We start from the raw sequence: 26,108 nt of genomic DNA on the forward strand, positions 1-26,108 counted from the left end.
TACCATTTACTATCATTCGGAGGATAACCATGTCTTATTATGAAACACTACGTTCTTCAACTGAAACTAACTCACAATCTGATACAACAAGTGTCTCTGTACCAGCACATGACTACACAACAGAATTACTTACACATCTTAATCAAGTACTATATCAATCTTTAGACCATTTACAAAAACAAGATAAACCTGATCAAATGGTTGAAACGGTCAATGAATGGCTCCTTCATTTAAATCAACCTCCGATCGACTCGCCGCTTCATCGTGAACTCACTACTAACACAACTCATGCTTTACCTACACAATATAAAAATTCTTTGCGTGCTTGGGAGCTCATTGCTCCTGGCCAACTTGAACAAGAACAGTTGTTGCATCACATCAATCAAGAATTGTGGACAGCATCTGCTGCTGATTGGATGGTAAGTTTTACACGACATTCTGGAATCCAGACGCTTGTCCCAGCTTTAAAAGAAGCAGAAGCTCAAAACAAACCAATTCGTATTTTGACTTCATTCTATATGAATATTACAGAAGCGAAGGCTATCCGACAGTTGATGGAATTCAGCAATATCGAAGTAAAAATTTATGAACCGATTAAAAAAAATCATGCGTTTCATCCGAAAGCCTATTTATTTTCACGTCCTGATCAGTTGGATAGTGCTATTGTTGGATCTTCTAATTTATCAAAATCAGCTTTAACGCACGGCATGGAATGGAATATTCGTATACCTTCTACACCCGTCACAACATTAGTCACTCAAGCGAAAAACTTGTTTGAACAGCTTTGGAACAGCCACGAAGCGACTATATGTACAGAAGAATTATTAGTTCAATACGAACAGTACCAACAAGAAACACCACCTATAAGATCATTTTCTATCCGCGATACAGTTGCCGAACCCGCTGTCGATTACACCGTTATTGAACCAAACCTCATGCAGATTCCAGCTTTAGAAGAACTGAATCGTTTGCGTGAGCGAAAAGAAACAAAAGCAATGGTCATTGCGGCAACAGGAACAGGGAAAACGTATTTAGCAGCATTTGATGTCCGTCAAGCTCAGGCTAAAAAAGTATTATTTGTTGCACATCGTGGAAAGCTACTATCACAAGCTGAGCATACATTTAGGCAAGTTTTTTCAAATGAAAGTTATACATTTGGTAGATATTCAGGATCACAACAAATTCAAGATGCACAATTTACCTTCGCTACCGTTCAAACACTTTCAAAAGAGGTTCATCTTAATCAATTTTTACAGGATACGTTTGACTACATCATTATTGATGAATTCCATCACGCTTCATCTGCTTCTTACCAAAACATTCTTAACTACTTTACGCCGAAATTTTTGCTTGGCGTAACGGCAACACCAGAACGAATGGATGGTCAAAATATCTTCCAGCTTGTTGACTATAATGTCGCTTACGAAGTTCGTCTGTATGATGCCTTAGCACAAGATTTACTTTCACCATTCCATTATTTTGGTATTCAAGATGATGAATCGATTGATTATTCTCTTATTCCTCAACAAAACGGCTTTTATGTAGAACAAGATCTTGTTGTTGCACTCGAACGCTCAACACGAACAGATTATATTGTTGAAATGATTCGTAAATTTGGGTTCAGTGGTAATCAGGCTGTTGGATTAGGATTCTGCGTCAATATCAATCATGCAGAGTTTATGGAGCAAGAATTTAAACGACATCAAATTGAAGCAATGGCTGTTACAAGTAAACAGTCTGAAGAAGAACGCGAAGAAGCCATTCGCCGACTAGAGGACGATCAAGATCCACTACAATATATTTTTACAGTTGACTTGTTTAACGAAGGAGTCGATATTCCAAAAGTCAATCTCATGCTATTTTTACGTCCTACGGAGTCTCCTACTATTTTTATTCAACAATTGGGGAGAGGCTTACGTAAACATAGCTCAAAAGAATTTGTTACGATTTTAGATTTTATCGGAAATAGTCAAAAGGCTTTTGTTGCACCGCTTGTGTTGTCTGGTCAACAATCGTTTCATTCTATTGATCGTTATAAAATTGCTACTGCTGTAAAACAGCATTTTCCGATTTTACCGGAAGGATCTTTAGCCATTCTAGACTCAATTACAGAAAGATTTATTATTGAACAAATGAAAAAAATAGAGTTTTCAGCTAGCAAACAGCTCCGTGAAAGTTATCAACGGCTGACACGTATGATCGGAAATCTTCCGAGTTTAAATGATTTAGTTACGCATAAAGACGCACCAGCTATTGAAAGTATTGTTCAGCAATGGAGAAGTACATTACGTCTTAAGCAACTTGAAAAACATGCTACCGATGAAGAACTACGTTTATTGCTCGATGACACGACACGCAAAATTGTTGAACAGCTCGAAGGACTATTCCCAATTCGTGAGCCCTTCAGCTTACTGATTTTAAAACATTTACTGCATCATCCTTCTGCTTCAGTACAAGATATTGAACAAGAAGTTTTCAAAGAATTCGCCTTATCGACGAATCATTCTTTTTCAAAACGACCTATCATTCATCATCTTTTTAAACGCTGGTCTACTGCGTTTAAAAATGACCGTATTCAATTGCTAGATGCTGTATCAGAAGAGCGCTATCGCTTTTCAAATACAGTCGTTCAAGCACTTCAACAATCAACTGAATTACGTTCATATATGATGCATTTTATCCAAGCAGGTCTACTTGCATTTCATCAACTACCAGATCGAATTAACTGGTTGATCGAAGACCAGGCGTTTCTATTACATCAAACATACAATCGTTCTGTTATCCAACGTCTTCTTTGTTCACCAAGTCAGGAAGGTTCTTGGCGTGAAGGCGTAGCTCAAGCTGGTGACGATTATATTTTATTCGTGAATTTACACAAAGATGAAGCCATTGATGAGCAACTAAAATATAATGATTATTTCTTAGATCAATATCGTTTCCACTGGCAGTCTCAAAGTAATGCAACTGCTACAGGTAAAGCCGGTACTTTATATCAAAACCATGAGAGCGAAGGAATTCGTATTCATTTGTTTATGCGGAAAGCAGATAAAGAACAAGGAAAAACGCTACCGTTCACATACTTTGGCCAGTTAAAGCATCTTCAAAGTACAGGTTCTAAACCGATTAGTGTGACTTGGTCACTTCATTCTCCATTATCAATTGAACTGTTTAAAGAGTGGCAAACTCTTTCTTAATGTACTCAACTGCAGGAATATCGGCAGGAGCCCATTCAAGCTGATCAAGGTCTGAAACAGATACCCAGCGAAGCTCTGCATGTTCTACAGCAATCGGTTCTCCTGTTACGATTTCAGCTTCAAACGTATGCAATGTAACAATAATAGCATCGTACTCGTACGTCGTTTTTTCGATTGGCTGTTTAACCTTAATGTTACATTTTAATTCTTCATTGATTTCGCGAACTAACGACTGTGAAGGCGTTTCATGTAGCTCAATTTTTCCACCAGGAAACTCCCATAAGTTGGGCAATGACATTTGGCTACTACGAAGTGCACACAATATTTCATTATGATCGTTGCGAATGACAGCCCCTACGACTTGAACATGTTTTTTCATTTTTATGTTTCACTCCAAATCATTATAGATTTTTCAGTTCTTTGCTTATCATAACAAAAACCGTTATTCCTTTGACTTATACAAAGAATAGCGGTTTTATTTATATCCAGTTATCCACATGTGGATAACCCCATTTATGGTATACTTATGGCACTTATCCACAAGTAGAAATGAGGAAACTAACATGCCCCGTGAACTTTATCCAGTTGTCGTCAAACCAGAATGGATTGAATCGATTCAAAGCGGGTATCCCGCGTTACGCAAGGAAATGTTCGAAGCTTTGCACCATGTCAAAGAGGCAGGCGCACTACTTCACCTGATGACAGAACATAAAGAATACCTCGCGACCGGTTATTTTGGCAAGCAGGAAAAAGGTGTCGGTTGGACTCTCTCAATGGACGAGCAAGAAGCGATTGATGTCGCCTTCTTCAAACAACTTTTTGAAAAAGCGTTAGACAAACGAAATGAATTTTTTGAAGAGTATTCAGAAGCCTTCCGTATCTTTAACGGTGCAGGGGATGGTATTGGTGGTTTGACGATCGACTGTTATGATCATCATTACCTCATTACATTCGAAAATGAAGGCATCTATACATTCCGCCCACTAATTCTTGAGGCTCTTGAATCACTACTGAATTATAGAAGCATTTATGAAAAACGAGATTTCCTCGTCGATCTTCAACCGGTCAAAGGCGACGACTTTTTGAAAGGGGAACGAGGTGATTTTCCTGAAGTCGCACAAGAATATGGTGTGTTGTATGAATATGACTTAGATGCTGGCATGCGGACTGGTTTTGACATTGCCCAACGTGAACTTCGCCGAATCCTTCTCGATTCCGTCGAACGAAAGACCGTACTTAACCTCTTTTCCGATACAGGAACGTTAACGGTAGCTGCCCTTTATGGTGAAGCTGCCCGAACGACAAGCGTTGATTTCTCGACACGTAGTCGAAATAAGACAAAAGATAATCTGATGTTGAACAGTTTTACTCCCGAAAAACAGAAGATTTTAGTTCAGGATGCGTTCGACTATATCGAACAAGCAGATAAGAAGACTCGTTTTGACGTCGTCTTGTTCCATCCGCCCGTACAAGTCAATACACGGACACGTCAGTTTCGAACGGAACAGGATCTCGCCCTTTGGATCCAAAAAGTCATTCACCTGACGAATCGCGGAGGATTGCTTGCGATTACGACAGATAGTCCTGCTCTTGATGCGTCACAATTGAAAAAAGCTGTCGAGCAAGCATTCAACAAGTTGCGTCAAAAATTCGAAGTCGTGTGGGAGCAACCGGAGCAGAAAGATTTCCCGACTCCTCCTTCCATGCCACAACTCGCTCCAAAAAGCATTCTTGTTCGCCGTAAATAATCTGTTATCTAAAAAATCCGCTACCGAATTTTTCAGTAGCGGATTTTTTATATTTTTAACAGGAAATGTAAAATGAATGGAGAATCATTTTTTAGGGGTTGGATATACACTCACCTTACCAAAGTGTGATGTTTGATCAAATCGTTGATAGAGATCGTTTAACGCATCGCGTTCATACGGAATCTGCTCTTCAATCCGAATCTCGATTGCGCCTTCTTCCACTAAATGAACGAGTTCTGATAAGTGACGTTGCTGTTGTTTCATCTCATCTACTTTTCCTTTCAGTAACGGAAGCGCGACGAAAACAGCTTCAAGGGACAAGGCTTTACTATGCATCATCGTTAAATCTTGTGTCGTCCGTGTCGCGATCGAAATGATGCGTCCCCGCTCTTTTGCGAGTATGAACGATTCTTGTAAATGGTCACCACCGACTGTATCAATGATGACATCGAATCCGTCCAGATCAAGTCGGTTTAATAACGCTTCAGCTGATTCTTCCTTATACCGATGAACGCGAATCCCTTTCGCTTCTAGCCAAGCTGCCTTCTTGTCAGAAGAGGCGCTCGCTGTGACGTCGCATCCATAATGACGAGCAAGTTGTACGGTAAGATGTCCTACTCCACCCGTTCCACCTGCTACATATACATGAATGCCTGGAGTAATCGCGATTCGCTCTTTTAATATTTCCATCGCGGTCAACCCAATCACCGGTAAACAACCAGCAACCTCAGCCGAGACCCCTTCCGGTCGTAAGACTGCCATCTGTTCAGGCACAAGCATTTCTTCTGCTAGCGCACCGGCACGTGTTCCAAGTCCACCGCCGAATGCGACGATGCGATCGCCGATAGAAAAAGACGTCACACCATCCCCAATCCCAATGACTTTCCCCGTTACATCCCCCTGGAGAATTCCAGTCGTCGAAGCCGCCGCCACATGTCCGAAGAACATCTTCGTATCAAGTGGATTGATGCTCGACCCCTCGATTTGAACCCGTAATTCGTGTTTCCCCGCTTTTTCAGGTGTGACGTCCTTTTCTGTAAGTGATGCGTCTTTTCCATACTGATCGACTACGAATGCTCTCATGAAAAATTCCCCCTTTTCCATTATTAGTCTATCATGATTCAGAATTCTCTCACATTAGTCGTTCATGCTATGATGAAGGTATCTTATGACGAGAAGGGACGTTTTTGATTTGAAACAAGAATTGATTGATCGTCTAACTACATACGTGAAAGTCGATACACAGTCGAATTATGAGAGTACGACTGTTCCAACAACTGAAGGGCAATGGACACTAGCTCGTTTGCTCATAGAAGAATTAAAGACCATTGGCATGGAAGAGGTCACGGTCGATGACAATGGTTATGTCATGGCGACGTTACCCGCTAATACAGATGCAGACATTCCGACAATTGGTTTTCTTGCTCACCTGGATACAGCAACGGACTTTACAGGTACGAATGTTCGTCCGCAACTCGTGGAAGCGTATGATGGAAATCCGATCACGTTAAGTGAAGTACCGTCCGTCATCCTGTCGCCAACTGATTTTCCGGCACTACACAACTATGTTGGTCATACCTTAATGACAACGGATGGTACGACATTACTCGGTGCCGATAATAAAGCCGGAATCGCAGAAATCATGACAGCCATGCATCATCTGATTTCACATCCAGAAATCAAGCATGGTCGCATTCGTGTTGCCTTTACGCCAGACGAAGAAATCGGTCGTGGACCACATCACTTCAATGTCGAAGCATTCGATGCCACGTATGCTTATACGGTTGACGGCGGTCCGCTGGGTGAACTCGAATACGAAAGCTTTAATGCGGCTGCAGCCAAAATCGTCTTCCACGGAACAAATGTCCATCCGGGAACAGCAAAAGATAAGATGGTCAATTCGCAGAAACATGCGATGGCATTCCACGATCGTCTTCCTGGAGAAGAGTCTCCTGAATTCACGGATGGTTTCGAAGGTTTCTTTCACCTGATTTCGTTTGACGGTTCTGTCGAAAAAACGACGCTCGACTACATCATTCGTGATTTCGATCGTGAGGCGTTCGAAGGACGGAAACACTTCTTATCTGCCCTTGTCGATGAGTGGAACAAAAAGTATGGCGCCGGCAGTGTCGAAATCGATTTACACGATCAATACTACAACATGCGTGAAAAAATCGAACCCCACATGCACATCGTCGATATCGCTCATGCAGCGATGGAGTCGCTTGATATCACACCGATCATTAAACCGATTCGTGGTGGAACGGATGGATCTCAACTTTCATACATGGGTCTTCCAACACCGAACATCTTTACCGGTGGCGAGAACTACCATGGCAAGTTTGAATTCATTTCGGTCGATAATATGGTCAAAGCAACACAAGTGATCATTGCCATCGCTCAAGGATTTGAACAAGCTTCGCGCTAATCAAAAAGCAGATTCTCAGCGCTGAGAATCTGCTTTTTTTCATGTCTGGCGTTGTTGTTTTTTCAAACGATAGATGTAACCAATCAGCAAAAAGATAATCAACGTCGAGGCAATCATGAGTTCCTTCGACCATTCACCGACGAAGGAGTTGGAATTTTCCTCAATCTCTCGCTCAGGCATCTGTTCTTTCATCTGGTCTGCTTGGCGCTTCGTGATTTTAAAGCTGTCTTTCCACTTCCACGTCTTTTCTTTTCCTTCAACACGGATCTTAATTTGATACGTACCTGGTTCTAAGATTCCTGTCGTTTCAATCGGTGTTCGCATATAAATCGACGGAGCAAATCGAACTTCCATCTCTTTACGAACAACGACTTTTTTGCCTTGCATGACGACGGCTTCGAACTTCATAGGCTGACTGATCGTCGGTACCTGATTGGCTAGCTTAACAAAGACGGTCGGTCTAGAAAAAGACGATTTTGCTTCTACCCCTTCGTACGTAATCTCAGGCGCCAGTTCTTTAATCGAAGATCGGACTTTCAAACCGATGATGTAAGAGTGACGATTTTGAATACCGATTGTATTTTTTTCAGCTGTTTCTTTTTCTGGTTTCTTTTCGACCCGAACACCCGCCAACAAGGTACCGTCTAAATCGTTCACAATCTCAAGTGGTAAAGAAACGACTTTCGATTCGCCGCCCTTGATGAACGTCGATGTCGCGTTCGGTTGAATGAGATCCGTCAACGAAGTCGGAGCTAACGGGACCGGTTTCTTTTGATCGTAAACGATCAAACCATTATCGTTCGTCGTTGCATTCCGGATTGATGTCAAAAACGTATGATCATCAGGTCCATGATTGAAAATTCGAACTTGAATGTTCGTCTTTTGTTTTGCCGTCATACGTAAGTCAAAGTACGAGACACCAGAATCGACTTGGTAGGCATTCGGAACGGCTTCAATCGAAAAATTGACGCGATCTTCTGCAAAACTAGTCGAAGGTATGACGCAGAATAACAATCCATAAAGTAGTATAGCAAGACAACTAGCTCCCCATCGTTTCATCTTTGTCTTCACCTGCTTTCAAGTCAATTCACGACATCCGTAAGCGTCCAGTCGAGTGTTGCGGTGTGTGTGCCTTGCACTTGAGAATTGATTGGTACATTGAGTTTGATGTAATCGTTATCGGTTCCGTTACCCTTCCAGTAAATTTGCCAAGTTGAGAACGTTCCTTCTGGGGATGTTAGTATCGTTTGCGCATCTCCTGCATTTCCTGGTGTCAATGTTATATCTTGTGTCGTAGGTGCCGCGAATCCTGATACATTCACTAATGTTTGAACAGTACCGGCATCAATGGATAACGTCGAACCTATTAACGAGGGCTTTCCACCTTCATCTATAAAGTCTCCCAACTTCACGGTTACTTCCCATTCTGTCCGATTAACCCGTCGATCCGTTACTTGGAGAAATGGTTTTTGATCGGTCGCCTTAAACTCTGCTTTATTGGAAAGCAATTCGTTTGATCCAAAATCAAAGTTAGGCGCATAATCGAGTGTCAATGGTCCTGTATTTCCTGTAGGTTTATTTCCGCCGTTTTTGTCTGGTTCATATGGATTGTTCGGGTCCCGATCATCTGGATCCACGATGACCGGTGCTTCATTCGTCGTGAACGTAATTTTTGCCGTCGACTCGCCCGTAGAAGTCGCCGCCCATGCAGTGGTTGTTCCTAAAACCAAAGCTGTACTCATCAATACCGTCGAAACAGCGAAACGTTTCTTCATTTCTGTTCTCTCCTTTTCATGGTGCATTGATTAAACTCCATTGAATGCCTGCGCTATACGATGAAGGTTTTGGATATTTGCCAGTTAAGTCGAGAATGATCCCTTCGTTTTCTGCGTAGGTTAACGGTGTCTGATTCGAGCTTGCCGACATCGTCCCTGTTGCGATTTCAATAGCAGTCGTTTGTAACAATTGGGTTTTCGAAGTGGTCTTAAAATAAAGAACATCGCTCAACACGTCATTGTCTGTACTCGTCAAAGGACGACTGAGACTTGCTTGTAACTTCCAGTTGTAACCTGTTGCATTTTCGTGCGAAATAGAAATCGTCATTGGGGACAAGCGAGGGATGATTTTCTCACGTCCTGTCAACTCATGACTTCCGAAATCTAGCGTATCCGGAACACTTAAGTTGAATGTAGGTCCGATTCCAAGTGTTGCTGTAGCCGTACCACTACTTAAAACATTCAAATCAACTAACCCATCTGCTAAAACACTCCGGAACGTATAGACTTTATCGACTCCGACTGGTAGATTTCCGACTTTGAAAGATAAGGTGAATCGATCGCTACTTAGAAGAGATAGCTTTAATAAAGAGCTAACATCAGCATAGATTTGGTTATTCGTTCGATCGATTATTGCTGTCGCATCCCTGGTTTGCGATCCAATTCCAAGTAATCCACTATAGCGATATTGCAGTTTGACGGAACTCGTTTCAATACTTTGCATCACTTCTGGTGGTAGTCGAAAAATAATATATCCACTTGATAAATTTAAGCTCAACAATCCAGAAACAGTATTTTCTAGTGTGATCGTTTTAGTCGTTCCATTATAGGAAGCATCTAAGCTTGATGTTCCGAGCAGTGCTACTCCAGCAAGCATCGGTACAACCGCTTGTTGCTTCTCTTGTCTTGGTTTAGGTGACGTTAGGACAGGAGTTTCGATTTCGTTCGGTGATTCTGCTTTACCAGAATCAGGTTGGTCGGGAATTTTGTTTTCCTCTTCATCAGTAGGTGCTGTCTCAGGTGTCAGTGGATCTTCATTCTCGGTTGGAGATGTCTCTGATGTTGATGGGTCTTCACTCTCGGTTGGAGGTGTCTCGGGTGTTAGTGGGTCTTCGTTCTCGGTTGGAGGTGTCTCGGGTGTTAGTGGGTCTTCGTTCTCGGTTGGGGGTGTCTCGGGTGTTAGTGGGTCTTCGCTCTCGGTTGGGGGTGTCTCGGGTGTTGGTGGGTCTTCGCTCTCGGTTGGAGGTGTCTCGGGTGTTGATGGATTTTCGCTCTCGGTTGGAGGTGTCTCGGGTGTTGGTGGGTCTTCGCTCTCGGTTGGAGCTGTCTCGGGTGTTGGTGGGTCTTCACTCTCGGTTGGGGGTGTCTCGGGTGTTGGTAGGACCTCACTCTCGGTTGATGGCGTCTCCTCTACTTCTACGAGCTCTTCGCATTGTTCGATTTCCTCTTTTTCCAACAAGTCCTTTTTCTTTGGATCATTCAACGTCTCTTCACAAAACGATGACGTCAAAGGGTCTGGAATTTCGAATTCCTCAGTCGTCGCATGACTGTGCGGAATCGGAAAGCTTGTTGCCAGTAAGATCATTAAGATGATAAAAAGATTCGGTGATCGATTTCGATACAATAAAATTCCTCCTTCAATTGGAACAATTCATTGACCTAGTTAATCTAAATGACTTTTCTTTACACCTTTTTCCTTATAAAAAAGGTAATTAAACCATTAATTTGGGATTTAAAAGATATAAAATGTATCATTTTTTATTGGTATATTAAAATTTAATACCATAAGAGCATTAGTACAATTATTTTATTATGATGAAATAAAAAAATGTGCTTGTCTCCAAGCACATCGAGATTTAATTCTTTTCTTCTGTTGTAGCATCTGGAAGCGGTAATTGAACCATACTACCCGACCCACTGACGAGTGGTGACTTCCCGTCCCACTTCTTAACGGCTTCGTATTGAATCATTTCTTCCGTCAATGTCTTCTGTAGTTCTTTTTGAGCTTTTGCCAATCCTTGCGCTTCGATCAAACGGGCATCTGCTGCTCCTTTCGCTTCTACGCGAAGACGTTCTGCTTCTGCTTTAGCGATTTCAAGATCCGTTTTCTTTTTATCGAGTTCCTGCGACGCTTTGACACGCGCATCGATTGCTTCCTGTGTCTTTTCATCTGGTTTCGGCGCACCGAGTGCGACATCTTCGATGATGAAACCGATATCCTTGACGTCTTCTGCAAACTGCGTCTGAATGCTCGTCGAGACATTCCCTGATTTTTCACCGAACAGTTCAAGGACGGTGACTTTCGAGATTTGCTCACGCGATGCATCATAAAGTCGTTGTTTTAAATAACCTTTTGCAATCTCATCGATTTCGATTGGTCCGAACTTGTTGAAGACTTTCGTCACCTTATCCGGTGAGACGGAGAAGCTGTATGTAAAGTCAACGACGATGTTCTTTCCATCCTTGGTTGCAAGTGTCATGTTCTCAAGCGCTTTTGTCTGTGTTCGAATCGGATACTCCGTCACCCGTGTGATCGGTGAAACGACATGCCAACCTTGTGATAACGTCTCATCTTTGACACCGCTTGACGGTGTATAGACAACACCAACTTGTCCAGGTTCGATTTGTTCAACGATGAACGGCGTTGTTGCAAGCAACGCTAGTACGAGCACACCAGCGATGATCATCGACGGGCGAATTTTTTTCTTCGGTTTGATTTCTCTCATTCTGAATCTCCTTTATCGATCTTTTCTTGGATATAGCGGTAGAGTTCCATGCCAAGCAAAACGATGAGGGCGAAAAACAATAATGTGAAAAAGATGGCCATCTAACCCCTCCTCTAACGAATTCCTTACTTTCTTCTACGTATCTATCTGGAAAATGTTTCATTTTTTTAAATGTCCGGTTGCTTATTTTTAATTTCTGTCCTAATATGGAGGGAACTTTGCCTGCTCTACGACAGATCACGATTTGTGGTACACTCGAATGAGCACATCACTTACTAGAAACGAGGGTTCATCTCTATATGATTACAGTACAAAACGTCGGTCTTCGCTTTGCAGACCGAAAATTATTCGAAGACGTCAACATCAAGTTCACACCAGGTAACTGTTACGGTTTGATCGGTGCAAACGGCGCCGGTAAATCGACATTCTTGAAAATTCTCGCTGGTGACATCGAAGCACAACAAGGCGATGTCATCATCACACCAGGCGAACGTTTAGGCGTTCTCCGTCAGAACCATTACGAATACGAAGAATTCCAAGTCATCGAAACGGTCATGATGGGACACAAACGTCTCTATGAAGTCATGAAAGAAAAAGATGCGATTTATATGAAAGAAGATTTCTCGGACGAAGACGGTATGCGCGCTGCTGAACTCGAAGGTGAATTCGCTGAGATGAACGGTTGGGAAGCAGAGTCGGAAGCCGCAATGCTTCTTCAAGGACTCGGTATCAAGGAAGACCTTCACTCGAAAACGATGGCTGAGCTGACAGGATCGGAAAAGGTCAAAGTCTTGCTTGCACAAGCGTTGTTCGGCAAACCAGACATTCTCTTACTCGATGAGCCAACGAACGGACTTGATTTGAAAGCTGTCAAATGGCTCGAAGAATTCTTGATTGGATTCGAAAACACGGTCATCGTCATTTCCCACGACCGTCACTTCTTGAACAACGTCTGTACGCACATGGCGGATCTCGATTACGGTAAGATTCAATTGTATATCGGAAACTACGATTTCTGGTACGAGTCAAGTCAGCTTGCTTCGCGTATGGCAAGTGACCAAAACAAGAAAAAAGAAGAGAAGATCAAAGAACTTCAAGCCTTCATCGCGCGTTTCAGCTCAAACGCTTCAAAAGCGAAACAAGCGACGTCGCGGAAGAAATTGCTTGATAAAATCACACTCGACGACATTCGTCCATCGTCACGCCGTTATCCGTTCGTCGGTTTTACACCGGAACGCGAAATCGGAAATGATCTCTTGATGGTCGACGGTATCTCGAAGACGATCGATGGCGTCAAAGTCCTTGATAACGTCCGCTTCTCGTTGAACAAAACGGATAAAGTCGCGTTCATCAGTCAGAGCGATATCGCAATCACGACTCTCTTCAAAATCCTTATGGGTGAGATGGAACCGGATAGCGGTACGTTCAAATGGGGCGTCACGACTTCGCAGTCGTACTTGCCAAAAGATAACTCGGAATTCTTCGAAGGCTCGGATAAGACGATCCTCGATTGGCTCCGTCAGTATTCGCCGGCAGATGAGAGCGATACGTTCCTCCGTGGATTCCTCGGACGGATGCTCTTCTCAGGAGAAGAAGTCATGAAAAAAGCCTCTGTCTTATCTGGGGGCGAAAAAGTCCGTTGTATGCTTTCAAAAGCAATGCTCAGCGGCGCTAACGTTCTCGTCCTCGACGATCCAACGAACCACTTGGATCTCGAATCGATCACAGCACTCAACGATGGCTTGATCGCTTACAAAGGCGCAATGCTCTTTAGCTCGCATGACCATCAGTTCGTCGAAACGATCGCGAACCGTATCATCGAGTTAACGCCGAACGGTATCGTCGATAAAGAAACGACATACGATGAGTACTTGAACAATGATACGATCCAACAGCAATTAACAGCGTTATACGCGCAATGATTTTGAGGAGACCGGAACTGTCGTTTCGGTCTCTTTTTTGAATACATTAAAGGAGGAATGCAACATGCGGCACCGCGTATGCGCTGCGTTGATTGAAGAGCAACAAATCCTAATGGTCGAATTACACACGCCTTCCCGGACGTTCTGGACGTTACCGGGCGGAGGTGTCGAGAGTGGCGAAACAAAAGAACAAGCCGTCGTGCGCGAAGTATTAGAGGAGACACACCTTCACATCACGATTGAACGGCAACTCTATGACATCTCGATCAATCAAGGAACTGAGACGTGTTTTCTCGTCCGACGTGCCTTAGGCAGTCCTGCACCTCGACTCGGGATCGATCCCGAACTCCCATTTGACCAACAAGAATTACGAACCGTCCGTTTCCGACCATTAAAGGAGCTTCACGATGATCCACAGATTGCTCGTTTGCTGACCTTACTGTAAAGGTAACATTAACTAACTGAGATAAAACTGACCAGGTTTCTTTACACCCTCTACATAATCGACTGATTAAATGGAAATGTAGCAACAACACAAACTCATTTGGGGGAAACAAAAATGAAACGAACACTCATGGTTGGTCTATCAGCAGCGGTCTTGTCATCAAGTATGGTCCCGATGTTCGCGGATGCCCATAGCTCTTCTCACACAACACGCAACATCAAGAAGGTCGAATTCTTGTCGATGGATGCACCGACGAAAATCGATCAGATGGTAAAAACTTATACAGAAGCAAAAGTCAAAGTCACGTATACGAATGGCAAATCAGAAGTGAAGCCGTTGAACTATAATCAATTATTCCTGTCGCAAGATAAAATCGTCGAAAACAAAGGCGAGATGATTGCAGCAGGTACACCAATCGATGCTAAAGGTAATCCGATCATCGACCGCAGTGTACCGGACAAACCGGAAGCTTTCGTCTCAGATGCACCCGACTCGAACAGTCTGCTTGAAGTGCACGGAAAAAAATACATGGTGTCTCACTTCGAGTATGACTCGATCGACAACGCTGGTAATGAAGTCAAGGGACTTCCAGCATCGATGACATTAACAGAAGTCGTACAAGATAAAAAGACAGGGCAACTTGCTGTCAAAAAAGCCAGCAAGATTGATTTTGAGAACGTCAATGGACTCTGGACACCATGTAACGGTTCGACGACACCATGGGGAACGCACCTTGGGTCAGAGGAATATGAACCAGATGCTCGTGCGTTTGAGTCAGACAAAACGTCAGCTGCTTATAAAGAAGTAAATGCCTTCGCTGAGCGCTATTTCGGAACGACCGAAAAAGCGAATCCTTACTTCTACGGCTTCACACCGGAAATCTCGGTCGATCGAAAAGGGAAAGCGACAGCAGTTAAACACTACAGCACAGGTCGTTTCTCACACGAGATGATGCAGATTCTGCCGGATCAAAAGACGGCGATTTTTGGTGATGACGGAAACAATACGATGATGTTCATGTATGTCGCGGACAAAAAGCGTGATTTCTCAAAAGGAACACTTTACGCGGCGAAGTTCAAACAAACACGCGCAACGGAAGGCGGAGCTGGTGATCTCGAATGGATCAAGCTTGGTCATGCTTCCGATAAAGAAGTCAAACGCTTGATTGATAAAGGAACGAAGTTCAGCGACATCTTCGAGACAGCCGATGCGCCAACTCCTGGCTTTAAAGCAGTCAAAACAGCTGCTAGCAAAAAAGTCGAATACTTGAAGCTCAAGCCTGGTAAGGAAAAAGAAGCGGCCTTCCTTGAATCACGCCGTTATGGTGCGTTGCTCGGTGCGACGTCAGAGTTCAACAAGATGGAAGGCATCACGGTCAACGAACAAGACAAAAAAGCCTACATCGCCTTGTCTTATGTGTCAGGCAGTACCGAAAAACAAGAGGGTGCTGTCCAAGACGACATCCAGCTTGAAAAACGCGAATCGGGTGCGACATTCGAAATCGATCTTGGTCGTGCAAAAGGTATCGACAGCCGTTACGTACCAACGAATATGCAAGCACTTGTCATTGGTGAAGATTTGAAGAAGCCGGATGCTTACGGCAACACAGCGAATCCGGATCTCGTCGCGAATCCAGATAACCTTGCCTACTCCGCGACATCCGATACACTCTTCATCGGTGAAGACAGCTCCTTGCATACGAACAACTTCGTCTGGGCCTATAATCTGAAGACGAAAAAGTTATCACGGATTCTGTCTGTTCCCGTCGGAGCGGAAGCAACTGGTCTTCGTTCACTTGATCATGTTGGTGGGTATAGCTATCTCTTGAGCAACTATCAGCACCCGGGTGAGGCACTGACAGGAAAACAAATCACCGCTGTCGATCCAAAAGCGCTCGAACAAGCGATGAAAGACGGCATCGGGATTCAAAAAACAGGTGGTGTCGGTTACCTCTCTGGTTTACCGAGCGGTCACAAATCATATACGCATCGATAAGATGCTAAAACGGATTCCCAGGCACGGGAATCCGTTTTTTCATGCGTTGTTCTTCTTTTGTTTTGCTGCCTCTTCTTCGACTCGTTGCAGCAGTCCATGAACAATTTTCTCGTTTTCCCGCTCGCCTCCAAGCGACAACAGACTCTTTCCAACAAAGTTCGCTCCCTCATTTTTTCCCGTATAGATCAACAGACAGCGATCATGGTCGATCGGTTTGAGCGTAAAGGTCATCTCGATCATGAATATTTTAGCCAGTGTGAATCCAATCGTATTTTGCTTGAAGTCCGGCTCGTTCGTATAGGCTAAATCAGTCACGATATAGGTTTCGAGTCGGTTGCCCTGCATGTACGTTTGACGATACGTCGAACCAACGACACCCGGTTTTCGTTCAATCACCTCATGCTGGACGACGTTCGGAATCAGACGTTGCAGCCGCGTGTGATCAAACAAGTGCCATGCTTCCTCAATCGGGATGTCGAGCTGTCTTTCTTCTCTCCACGTAATCATAGATCCGCCCCCTTTCTATAGAAATACCCCGTCATCCGGTCTTGTAACGTCCGGTGACAGGGCGAGAGCAGATTCTTATTTTACTGTGCTTGTTTCAAGGGCTGCACCGAGGAACTTCGCTAGTTCAAGCATACCGTAGCGTCCTGCAACTGCCTCGGCATCCGAATTATAGTTCGTATTCGTATTGACGTCATACGTATAGATCGTACCTGACGCATCCTTGATGAACTCGATGCCTGCGACCGCGATCTGGTTCGCTCGGAGGAACGCTTCGTACTTTTCAATGATTGGGTCATCGAAGCCTTCAACGATTTGGAACTTCATTGGAGTTTGCGGTGCTTCTTCTCCGACTGGGCAGAACAAGTCGTCGATCACACATGCATCCGCTGGGCAAAGCTCAAAACCTTCTGACGTATCGACTCGAACCGCGTAGACAAACTTTCCACCTACGAACTCACAACGTGTGATGTACGGTTCTGGTGCTTGAATATACTCTTGAATCAACGTGATGCCATCGACTGGTTCGTCGAATGTCGGACCGTCGAGATAAGCTTCAAGTGCTTCAATCGAGTGGAACAGCTGGACGCCGAGACCTTTCCCGGCACGGTTGTGTTTCGTGATGAACGACGAAACGCCGATCTCTTTTGCTGCTTGTACGATTTGATCACGTCCGACGGCAGCCGTCGTCTTCGGTACGCGAATCCCAGCCTTACGCAACGCCGTGTATTGATTGACTTTGCTGACTTCTAGACGAAGCGCACGTGTTCCATTAAAGACGGTTCGGTCATGCTCTTCTAACCAAGCGAGGACCCCTTCCGTCAACTCCGGCGCGTAACGATGTCCCCGAGTATGCGAAGAGGCGCTCATCCGGCTGTAAAAGACGCCTTCTGGCGGCAGTTCATCCAGCGGAACGATCCCTTCATTCAAGTGCCACTGTTCATACGGTAATTCGAGTTCTTCGAGACGTTTGATGAGATGGTCCGTCCATTCTTGGTTTTCGTGGAGAATATGAATTTTTGTCATGATTGTTGACCTACCTTTCGTTTCGCTTCGACCAGTGGCATTACGTCACGGGCAAAGCGTTCCATTTCTTCAAGTTGTGGTGAGAATTGTAACAAGAGTAACGTGACACCGACGGCTTCGAACGCTAGAATCCGTTCAGCGATTTGTTCTGGTGTCCCGATTAAATTCGGACGTAGACCACGGTTCGAGACAGAATAATCGTTCCGCTCGACCTGTTGCTCCAGTTGCGATTTACTGATGAAATCCTGATAACCGGCATAACCGGCGCTGTCTTCCTTGACGTCCGTGATGCGTTGCCACTCAAGCAGTGCTTCTTCTTCCGTATCCCGACAAATGATGTAGGCAGCAAGACCGAAGCTTTCGAGCGGCTTTTGTCCCGTCGCTTCCCGGCGTACTTTCATGTCGTTGATTTTATGGGCTACTTCTTCAACAGTGCCCCCATGCATGACATAAGCATCACAGTGTTCGACGATCGTCCGTTTCCCAGCCTCACTCTCTCCACCAGCGTAGAGCTTGATGCCTGGACGCTGGACCGGCTTCGGATGAAGTTCCGCCTGCTCGATCGTGTAGTGATGACCGGAGAAGCTATACGGTGACGCATCTGCCCATAGTCCTTTCATGACTGTGACGAACTCTTCCGTCCGAGCATAGCGTTCATCGTGTGCTGTGAAGATACCGTTGTATTGTTTGGCTTCCTCTGCCCACCACGCTGAAACGACGTTGAGCGTAAAGCGTCCACCACTCAACTGATCGATGTTTGCCGCCATCTTCGCCGTCGTCGCTGGATTATGGAACCCAGGACGAACCGCCGTCATGATCTCTAAGCGTTCTGTCGTTGCAGCAATCGCTGCTGCCGTCGTCCATGCTTCAAGACTCGGTTCCTTGATGCCTTTGATATCATTCAAATTCAATTCCGCAATCAACGTCGTCGAGAAGCCGATCCGTTCTGCTGTTTGTGCGACTTGTTTCGCATAATCGAATGTCGGTGGCATCTGTTCATCCTCGACGTTACGTAACCATCCCCCAAAAATCGGTAGCCAAAAACCATACTCCACTCCATCGTCCCCCTTATCATAAAAAAAACGCTCTTTTCGAAGTTCGAAAAGAGCGACGGTATCTTGTCCTGTCCGCTCTTATCTTCGGAAGGTATCCCTTCCTGGAAGTAGCACCTTCCGCCATGGCGGGGTTGCTGAAGTGTCTTCGGGCCAGTCCCTCGACTTCTCTAGATAAGATGTGTTGCATTCATCGTACAAAATTCACTGAACTAAAGCAACCATTAAACCGTCTTTTCCAATCGGAATTATTTAGAGCAAAAAAATCCCGACGTAATGTCGGGATCAGGAATTAATATGGTGCGACGAAATCTGATGTTGGCTCTGGTGCTTGTTCACCACGAACACGATCGTAGAATTTTGCCATTGTGACACTGAAGTATGGTCCAACCCATAAGACAGCAAGACCAAGTGTAACAATCACAAGTAATGCCCAACCAATGAATGATAGGAAGAGTAAGAATGCTTCCATTTTATGACCATCCATGAGTTGGCGTGAACGCGTGATGGCCTCGAGAATACCGACCGATGGTTCATCTCGAAGGATGTAGAACGTCAACAGGTAAGAGAACGACTTGATGATTCCTGGAATGATCAAGAGTAATGTCCATAGGAATAAGAAGACCGCTTGCACAATCGAGACGCCGATGACTTTACCGAAGATTTTATACGGTTCGAACAAATCAGCTACTTTGACTTCTTCATTGCGTGCGAACGACATCGCGACCCACGCCCAACCCGCTGCGATTGGGATCAATAAAATCGAAAGAATGATACTGACCGCACTCATCGCATTTAGATCTTCGTTAGGATCTGGTCCGATGAACGTCGGAACGCTCTGGATGATAGAAAACAGTACGAACATGAGGATGGCAAATCCCCAACGACCGCTGAGCGACTCCTTCGCTGCTTTTTTTAATTGAGATGACATGAGTAAGGTCCTCCTTGAAAAATAAGTTCTTACCTTACTTTACGGTCGAATTCTTCTAATGTTTCACTCTTTTTTCAATAATTTCCCGTCTCATTGCTGGTTGAGCCAGGCACGCTCAAGCTGTCGTTCACACGCCGTGTATAACGAGCGTCGACCGTCGAGCCGTTCCATCGCGAATGGAATACCATGCTTCTTCGCCTGCGCGATGACATGCGCACTCGCTGCGTGAGAAACGCGACTCGTTACGACGACAATCGCGTCCGTCTTTTTGGCGAGACAGGCAATCTTTTTCGCGGACTGTGCGTCCCCTGCCAGATGAATCAATTCGATCCCCGTCGGCGCAAAGAACTCACGATAGACAGCGGTCTGTTGTTCATTTCCGACAATGACGAGACGCATGCCTGTGAAGCGCGTGAAATCAAGCGGTGTCTTATCAACGAAATCCATCAATTGTCCGGGTACAGCTGTCGTCACGATCGGTTCAATCGTTCGCTCTTTTGGCATACGGACGCGACGCTGCGCTTTTTTAGCTTTCGGCACCGTTTGCCGTTTCATTTTCCGTGCATACCGATTTGACTTTTTGGTTGTCACAGGTGCCTTCACTATCGGTTGTTCTATCGCTGATGGGCGGTTGGATGATGTATTGACGATCGGCTCTTCATACGTGAACGGATGCTTCCAAGCAATCGTCAGTGTATCCTTCCGTCCCCGCCACATGACGAGATCGACGAGTTGCCCTGCTTCTAGTCGGAAGTAGCGCATGTCTTCTACCGGTACGACATAATAGAACGATCTGCCCGACTCATCCTGCAGTGGACCATTCACCGTTTCCTCAATGATTCCATGCGCTTTGACGATTGCTTGTTCAAACACGACACGTTCCGGATTCTCTTTCATTCGCTCCGTCGAGACGACGGCTTCGATACGACATATCGTTTTTTGATCATCCTGACGATCGACACGGACCCGGACTCCCATGCCGTGCTCGAGATTCCAATCGCGGACGTCTCGTTCAGAAATATGACTGCCGGACCACTCTAGTAAAGTACCGCCTTTTAACCCCCGCTGAAACGTATAGGCATAACGTTGCTTGCGTACTGGCTCGACCGGTACTTGTGGTGGCATTACGATGGTCTGCTCTAGCTCTACTACTTCGTCGACGACCGGTGTTTCTTGAACGTCGCGCGGTGCATAATACGCTGACATCTTGACCCATTCATCGATTCCGTTCACTTCGTCGAGCCAGAGTTGCCAATCTTCATACCGCTCCACGACCGCTAATTTCATCTGTACCAATTCAGTTGCTCGTTCCAACACCTGTTGCATCATCCGTAACCACTTCCTTTGCGTTTTTTTCACTATAGCAACGAAAAAACGCGGAAGTAGTTCAAAAAAATAGCCTGGTTATTTTTTTATTTAGGTACGTTGCTGAATTTCCACAGCCGGATCCTGACGCTTATATTTCGCGACGATGACGATCAAAACCGTGATGATCACAAGCAGGAACCAAGAAGATAATTTTCCGAGATCAACGACTGCCCAGCCTCCTTCCTGATGCGGATAGACCCAGCCTTTAAAGAACGTTACGATGTTCTCCGCGATCCAAATGAAAAAGGCAATCAGTAAAAAGGATAGAACGAGCGGCATCCGGTAAATCGTCTGCTCGATCGTAAAATGAACCCATGACTTATAGAAAACGAGGACGACGAGGACCATCAATAGCCAGCGCGCATCGAAGATCCAGTGGTGGGTAAAGAAGTTGAGATAGACGAGACTGCCGACGCTGATCGCAAGCCAAGGTGGTGGAAATGCTATGAATCGTAAATGAAATCGCCGAAACGCCTGGCAGACATAACTCGCGACGCTTGCGTACATGAATCCTGCATACAAGGGAACACCAGCCACTTTTGTCAAAGCGTCTTCCGGATAACTCCAAGACCCGACGTTCACTTTAAATAGTTCAAGTGCTAGACCGATGACGTGAAACAATAAGATCAGTTTGAATTCCGCTATCGTTTCATACCGCGTGACGAGTAAGACGATTTGGACGAGAATACACCAGAGCAACAGGAGATCGTATCGAGCGACCGGTTCAGTAGGAAGATAACGTGAAAGAGCAAGCGCCGCGAAAATCATCACGGGAAAGACGCAACAGATGGCTTCTATATATGTAAAACGAATCAAGTGCCGGATCGCTTTCATTCGGTCATCTCCTTTTTCTTCAGTATACGTTTCTCTTTTGACCTTCCCCTCCTTCTTAAGATGGAAAAAACGGAAAATTTCGTCTTTCTTCTTCCACTTTCCTCATGATACAGTTAACGAATCAATTATTTTTAAGAAATGAGGTGCCAGACATGACGCGTCATCGCGCTTCCTGGTTGTTACGCGCTACGTTAAAGTGGGGACTCTTCCTACTCGGTTTATTTTTACTCGCTCTTGGCTCATCGATGATGATCACGGCTGAACTCGGTGTCTCGACGTGGGATGTATTGCATCTTGGTCTCCAAAAAAAGACGCCACTATCCGTCGGAACGATCATCTTGCTTGTCGGTCTATTACTCGTGTTCGTGAAATACGCGTTAGACCGCGTCACACCGCAAATCGGAACGCTCGTCAACGCGATTTTCGTCGGTGTCTTCATGAATCTTGTTCTTGGTTCTCATCTCTTACCTTCATTTGAGTCGATCTGGTTGAATACACTCTGGCTGATTTTCGGCATTTTCATCATTGGGATGGGCGCTGGTCTGTATGTCGCTGTCGGATACGGGGCCGGTCCACGCGATGGGTTGACATTGACACTTGCAGAGCGCTTTGGAACGTCGATTCGTCTGATGCGGACGATCATGGAAGTTACGGCATGCGGCATTGGCTGGTTACTCGGGGGACCTGTTTTCTTCGGTACGATCCTCTCGATTTTCCTGATCGGACCGTTCCTGCAATTTTGGTTGTTCTATTTCCGCCGGATCATTGCAGCAATTGATGCAAAAGGACTTCCGGCGTCTGAGCGCCAAATTAGCTAAGTCGCTTGACTCGATATCATTCCGTGTGAATGATATCTTTTTTTATGTCAGAAGCAGATAAGTTGCGTCATCAAAATAAACACGTTATATTCGTTTACATATCAATCTTTGATACGTCAAAGGTTTCTTCGAACGAAGGGAAGGATGTGATGGATTGAGTATTTCCTGCACCGAAAAAGGACGTTTGATCTATGCACTCGTCTCCGTCAATAAGACGATTGCTCAAAAATTCGATCTCTGTACGGATGGTTTCAGTCAGACGCGAATGGATTTGCTTGCTCAACTACAAGTCGATCAAACGATCAGTCAAAAAGAATTGCAAAAACGCGTCAATGTCGATCACGCGGCGGTGACCCGTCACCTCAAACACCTGGAATCGACCGGGATGATTGCTCGCGAGCGTTCAACCGCTGACAATCGGGTGATTCTTGTTTCCTTAACGGAACAAGGGGCGACGCGCATTGCACGATTACGCGAACAAAAAGATGAGTTCCTCGAGAACTTACTCGAAGGATTCTCTGCTGAAGAACAACGGACGTTAGCTGAGATGATTCAACGCATCGAAGCGAACGCCGACACATTACCTAAATTAAAAGAGGAGTCGATTTAATATGGCAACGCAAACAACAACAGACTTCATGGAAATCGTCAAAGGACGCCGTTCGATCCGTAACTACGATACAGACGTGAAGATTTCAAAAGAAGAAATGACACAAATCCTTGAAGAAGCAACACTTGCTCCATCTTCAGTTAACATGCAACCATGGCGTTTCCTCGTCATCGATAGCGAAGAAGGTAAAGCGACACTCGCACCACTCGCGAAATTCAACCAAGTTCAAGTCGAGACATCTTCTGCTGTCATCGCCGTCTTCGGTGACATGAACGCTGTTGATCAACTCGAGAACATCTACGATACAGCTGTCGCAAAAGGACTCATGCCACAAGAAGTACGCGATCGCCAAGTACCAGCGATTCAAGGGATGTACAGCAGTATCTCAGCAAACGATTTAAAAGACAGCATCTTGATTGACTCGGGTCTCGTCTCGATGCAATTGATGCTCGTCGCTCGTGCGCACGGATATGATACAAACCCAATCGGTGGTTACGAGAAAGATCAAATCGCAGAAGCATTCGGTCTTGAAAAAGATCGTTATGTACCGGTCATGTTGCTATCGATCGGTAAAGCGGTGGACGCTGGATATCCATCAGTTCGCTTACCAATCAACGACATCGCAGACTGGAAATAAGTTTTTTACACTATAAAAAAAGAAAACACACACAAGGGAGATTGAATAATTATGACTACTCAAACAACAACGGACTTCATGGAAATCGTCAAAGGACGCCGCTCGATTCGCAACTACGACACGAACGTAAAAATTTCAAAAGAAGAAATGACACAAATCCTTGAAGAAGCAACACTTGCTCCATCTTCAGTTAACATGCAACCATGGCGTTTCCTCGTCATCGATAGCGAAGAAGGTAAAGCGACACTCGCACCACTCGCAAAATTCAACCAAGTTCAAGTCGAGACATCTTCTGCTGTCATCGCCGTCTTCGGTGACATGAACGCGGTCGACAGCATCGAGACAATCTACGACATGGCTGTTGAAAAAGGGCTTATGCCGCAAGAAGTACGTGATCGCCAAGTACCAGCCATCAAAGGTTTCTACCGTCCAGAAGACGTTGAAACATTACGTGATAGCATCTTGATCGACTCAGGTCTCGTTTCGATGCAATTGATGCTCGTCGCTCGCGCACACGGTTATGATACAAACCCAATCGGTGGTTATGAAAAAGACCAAATCGCAGAAGCATTCGGTCTTGAAAAAGAGCGTTACCTCCCAGTCATGTTGCTTTCAATCGGTAAAGCAGTCGACGCAGGATACCCATCGGTTCGTCTACCAATCGCTGACATCGCAGAGTGGAAATAAGCGATATCACCTAGTCCGGATTCCTTTCATAGGAATCCGGCTTTTTTGTATACTCAAAGAAAAGGAGGTGTCAGCGATGTATGATGTGACGATTATCGGAGCTGGTGTAGCAGGAATTTTCCTCGCCCATCAGCTTGTTGAACACGGGCAACGCGTCCTACTGCTCGATGCCGGAAAACCAATCCGTGAACGAACGACAGAAGATGCGTATCTTGGATTCGCAGGGCTTGGCAAATCAGAAGGAAAGTTCAATTATGCGACGGGATTCGGCGGCGAACTCGTCTCAAAAATCGGTGAAGAGACGACACGACGACTGTTCCAAGAAGTCGATGATCTCTTATGTACATATGGTGGAGGTACAGTTGAGACCTACTCGACGCATTCCCCTACTGTAGCGTCTCGTGCCCGTCGCGCCGGTCTGCATACGGTCGAGACGACCGTCCGTCATTTAGGTACGGCACGGACCGCTGCCGTCTTCACGGCGTTTGAGGACGCCTTATTACCACGTCTCGATGCCCGGTTCGAAACGACAATCGAGCAGATCACGAAATCGGAGCCGTTTACGATCAAAACAGCGGACGAGATCTTCGTCAGTCAACGAATTGTGTTCGCGACGGGTCGTTCTGGCGCGGACTTTACGTTGCACCAGTTAGCGACGCTTGGTGTCACCCCACAGCGGACTCGACTTGATCTCGGGGTGCGAATTGAGACGGATGAGGCACTATTTCGGACTTTGTTACAGGAGTCGTTCGAGACGAAGCTCGGTTACGACTCGCCTTACGGTCAAGCCGTCACCTATTGCATGAATCCGCGCGGACGGATCATCCGTAAATATCAAGAAGGACTCGTCATGCCGGACGGTCAAAACGTCCACGAGACGGCAGACGGCTCGACGAATCTGAACTTCACGCTATTTCTCCCGCGTTATTTTTCGACGCTAGCGAAAGCGAATGCGTATGCCGCGCGCATCATTGGCGGAATCAACCAAGGTGGTGATCGCATTCTCGTTCAGCGACTCAGCGATTTCCGAGCATTGCGAGCGACGGTACACGATCAACTGAGTCGCAACACCATCGTTCCTTCCCTAACCGCGTCTCCCGGTAATTTGCATGCGGAAATGCCTGCGGAAGACCTGCTCGTCTTAGAAGGGTTTTTAGAACGCCTTGAGCAACTCCTTGAAGTGGAACTTCCGGGAGATACGTTGCTTTACGGATTAGATGGCAAGTTTTACGCACCGATGCTTAAGACGTCAGAGACGTTTGAGACGACATGTCCCGGTGTCTATGCAATCGGTGATTGTTCCGGTGCGACACACTCGCTTGCCCAAGCAGCCGCAAGTGGACTCCATCTTGGGCATGCCTTGACGCAAAACAGCCGGTCGCTCTTCGCTTAAGCGGAAAATGACCGG

At 45.4% G+C, this 26,108-nt stretch carries 23 protein-coding genes and 1 riboswitch; of the genes, 11 read left to right on the forward strand and 12 right to left on the reverse strand.

The window, feature by feature from the left end; genetic code table 11:
• Positions 1 to 29: 29 nt before the first annotated feature.
• A complete protein-coding gene (locus K7G97_RS16010) occupies positions 30 to 3,194 on the forward strand; it encodes a DEAD/DEAH box helicase (protein ID WP_223041029.1) in 3,165 nt (1,054 codons plus the stop codon).
• On the opposite strand, the gene mutT is transcribed toward K7G97_RS16010, so the two are convergent.
• Positions 3,169 to 3,573, reverse strand: a complete 405-nt coding sequence (mutT, locus tag K7G97_RS16015; RefSeq protein ID WP_064300723.1) for an 8-oxo-dGTP diphosphatase MutT — start codon at positions 3,571 to 3,573, stop codon at positions 3,169 to 3,171. The two genes, K7G97_RS16010 and mutT, sit on opposite strands and share 26 nt — an antisense overlap.
• 184 nt (positions 3,574 to 3,757) lie before the next feature.
• Between mutT and K7G97_RS16020 the strand changes: the two genes are divergently transcribed.
• A complete protein-coding gene (locus K7G97_RS16020) occupies positions 3,758 to 4,942 on the forward strand; it encodes a class I SAM-dependent rRNA methyltransferase (protein WP_223041030.1) in 1,185 nt (394 codons plus the stop codon).
• A gap of 84 nt (positions 4,943 to 5,026) precedes the next feature.
• Here K7G97_RS16020 and K7G97_RS16025 read toward each other — a convergent pair whose 3' ends face one another.
• Positions 5,027 to 6,025 (reverse strand): zinc-binding dehydrogenase, encoded by a 999-nt coding sequence (locus tag K7G97_RS16025; protein WP_223041031.1) that lies wholly within the window; start codon positions 6,023 to 6,025, stop codon positions 5,027 to 5,029.
• A gap of 109 nt (positions 6,026 to 6,134) precedes the next feature.
• Here K7G97_RS16025 and pepT point away from each other — a divergent pair, with 109 nt between their 5' ends.
• On the forward strand, positions 6,135 to 7,370 hold the full coding sequence (gene pepT, locus K7G97_RS16030) for a peptidase T (RefSeq protein ID WP_223041032.1): 1,236 nt from the start codon (positions 6,135 to 6,137) through the stop codon (positions 7,368 to 7,370).
• Between the two features lie 39 nt (positions 7,371 to 7,409).
• On the opposite strand, the gene K7G97_RS16035 is transcribed toward pepT, so the two are convergent.
• From K7G97_RS16035 to K7G97_RS16050, 4 genes are all read right to left on the reverse strand, one after another.
• Positions 7,410 to 8,429, reverse strand: a complete 1,020-nt coding sequence (locus K7G97_RS16035) for a WxLIP family cell surface protein (protein ID WP_223041033.1) — start codon at positions 8,427 to 8,429, stop codon at positions 7,410 to 7,412.
• Between the two features lie 23 nt (positions 8,430 to 8,452).
• Entirely contained in the window at positions 8,453 to 9,145 is a 693-nt protein-coding gene (locus K7G97_RS16040; protein ID WP_223041034.1) for a WxL domain-containing protein, read from the reverse strand.
• A 16-nt stretch (positions 9,146 to 9,161) separates the two neighbouring features.
• Positions 9,162 to 10,769 (reverse strand): hypothetical protein, encoded by a 1,608-nt coding sequence (locus tag K7G97_RS16045; RefSeq protein ID WP_223041035.1) that lies wholly within the window; start codon positions 10,767 to 10,769, stop codon positions 9,162 to 9,164.
• A 232-nt stretch (positions 10,770 to 11,001) separates the two neighbouring features.
• The gene (locus K7G97_RS16050) at positions 11,002 to 11,871 is read right to left on the reverse strand and encodes a prohibitin family protein (protein WP_223041036.1); all 870 of its coding nucleotides are present in this window, start codon (positions 11,869 to 11,871) and stop codon (positions 11,002 to 11,004) included.
• Between the two features lie 299 nt (positions 11,872 to 12,170).
• Here K7G97_RS16050 and K7G97_RS16055 point away from each other — a divergent pair, with 299 nt between their 5' ends.
• From K7G97_RS16055 to K7G97_RS16065, 3 genes are all read left to right on the forward strand, one after another.
• Complete coding sequence (locus tag K7G97_RS16055) at positions 12,171 to 13,793, forward strand: ABC-F family ATP-binding cassette domain-containing protein (protein WP_023469778.1); 1,623 nt, start codon at positions 12,171 to 12,173, stop codon at positions 13,791 to 13,793.
• 64 nt (positions 13,794 to 13,857) lie between these two features.
• The gene (locus K7G97_RS16060) at positions 13,858 to 14,238 is read left to right on the forward strand and encodes an NUDIX domain-containing protein (protein ID WP_223041037.1); all 381 of its coding nucleotides are present in this window, start codon (positions 13,858 to 13,860) and stop codon (positions 14,236 to 14,238) included.
• A gap of 114 nt (positions 14,239 to 14,352) precedes the next feature.
• Complete coding sequence (locus tag K7G97_RS16065) at positions 14,353 to 16,233, forward strand: PhoX family protein (protein WP_223041038.1); 1,881 nt, start codon at positions 14,353 to 14,355, stop codon at positions 16,231 to 16,233.
• 39 nt (positions 16,234 to 16,272) lie between these two features.
• Here K7G97_RS16065 and K7G97_RS16070 read toward each other — a convergent pair whose 3' ends face one another.
• The 6 genes from K7G97_RS16070 to K7G97_RS16095 all read right to left on the reverse strand — a co-directional run bounded on the left by K7G97_RS16070 (position 16,273) and on the right by K7G97_RS16095 (position 21,948).
• On the reverse strand, positions 16,273 to 16,740 hold the full coding sequence (locus K7G97_RS16070) for an SRPBCC family protein (protein ID WP_223041039.1): 468 nt from the start codon (positions 16,738 to 16,740) through the stop codon (positions 16,273 to 16,275).
• 75 nt (positions 16,741 to 16,815) lie between these two features.
• Positions 16,816 to 17,763, reverse strand: coding sequence for an ATP-grasp domain-containing protein (locus K7G97_RS16075; protein ID WP_223041040.1), 948 nt, complete (start codon positions 17,761 to 17,763; stop codon positions 16,816 to 16,818).
• Positions 17,760 to 18,818, reverse strand: coding sequence for an LLM class flavin-dependent oxidoreductase (locus K7G97_RS16080; protein WP_223041041.1), 1,059 nt, complete (start codon positions 18,816 to 18,818; stop codon positions 17,760 to 17,762). The genes K7G97_RS16075 and K7G97_RS16080 overlap by 4 nt, the downstream gene beginning before the upstream one ends.
• Before the next feature lie 75 nt (positions 18,819 to 18,893).
• Positions 18,894 to 18,996, reverse strand: a riboswitch (SAM riboswitch).
• Positions 18,997 to 19,107: 111 nt separating this feature from the next.
• Positions 19,108 to 19,746, reverse strand: coding sequence for a DUF975 family protein (locus K7G97_RS16085; RefSeq protein WP_223041042.1), 639 nt, complete (start codon positions 19,744 to 19,746; stop codon positions 19,108 to 19,110).
• A 90-nt stretch (positions 19,747 to 19,836) separates the two neighbouring features.
• Positions 19,837 to 21,075, reverse strand: coding sequence for a DUF2325 domain-containing protein (locus K7G97_RS16090; protein WP_223041043.1), 1,239 nt, complete (start codon positions 21,073 to 21,075; stop codon positions 19,837 to 19,839).
• Positions 21,076 to 21,162: 87 nt separating this feature from the next.
• Entirely contained in the window at positions 21,163 to 21,948 is a 786-nt protein-coding gene (locus K7G97_RS16095) for a DUF817 domain-containing protein (RefSeq protein ID WP_223041044.1), read from the reverse strand.
• Positions 21,949 to 22,100: 152 nt separating this feature from the next.
• Here K7G97_RS16095 and K7G97_RS16100 point away from each other — a divergent pair, with 152 nt between their 5' ends.
• The 5 genes from K7G97_RS16100 to K7G97_RS16120 all read left to right on the forward strand — a co-directional run bounded on the left by K7G97_RS16100 (position 22,101) and on the right by K7G97_RS16120 (position 26,093).
• Positions 22,101 to 22,766, forward strand: coding sequence for a YczE/YyaS/YitT family protein (locus tag K7G97_RS16100; protein ID WP_058265637.1), 666 nt, complete (start codon positions 22,101 to 22,103; stop codon positions 22,764 to 22,766).
• A gap of 154 nt (positions 22,767 to 22,920) precedes the next feature.
• Positions 22,921 to 23,376, forward strand: a complete 456-nt coding sequence (locus K7G97_RS16105) for a MarR family winged helix-turn-helix transcriptional regulator (protein WP_223041045.1) — start codon at positions 22,921 to 22,923, stop codon at positions 23,374 to 23,376.
• 1 nt (position 23,377) lies between these two features.
• Positions 23,378 to 24,013, forward strand: coding sequence for a nitroreductase family protein (locus K7G97_RS16110; protein ID WP_223041046.1), 636 nt, complete (start codon positions 23,378 to 23,380; stop codon positions 24,011 to 24,013).
• Positions 24,014 to 24,064: 51 nt separating this feature from the next.
• On the forward strand, positions 24,065 to 24,700 hold the full coding sequence (locus K7G97_RS16115) for a nitroreductase family protein (RefSeq protein WP_023469790.1): 636 nt from the start codon (positions 24,065 to 24,067) through the stop codon (positions 24,698 to 24,700).
• A 76-nt stretch (positions 24,701 to 24,776) separates the two neighbouring features.
• A complete protein-coding gene (locus K7G97_RS16120) occupies positions 24,777 to 26,093 on the forward strand; it encodes an NAD(P)/FAD-dependent oxidoreductase (RefSeq protein ID WP_223041047.1) in 1,317 nt (438 codons plus the stop codon).
• The last annotated feature ends 15 nt before the right edge of the window (positions 26,094 to 26,108 follow it).

It is taken from the genome of Exiguobacterium acetylicum (genome assembly GCF_019890935.1).
GTDB lineage: Bacteria > Bacillota > Bacilli > Exiguobacteriales > Exiguobacteriaceae > Exiguobacterium_A > Exiguobacterium_A abrahamii.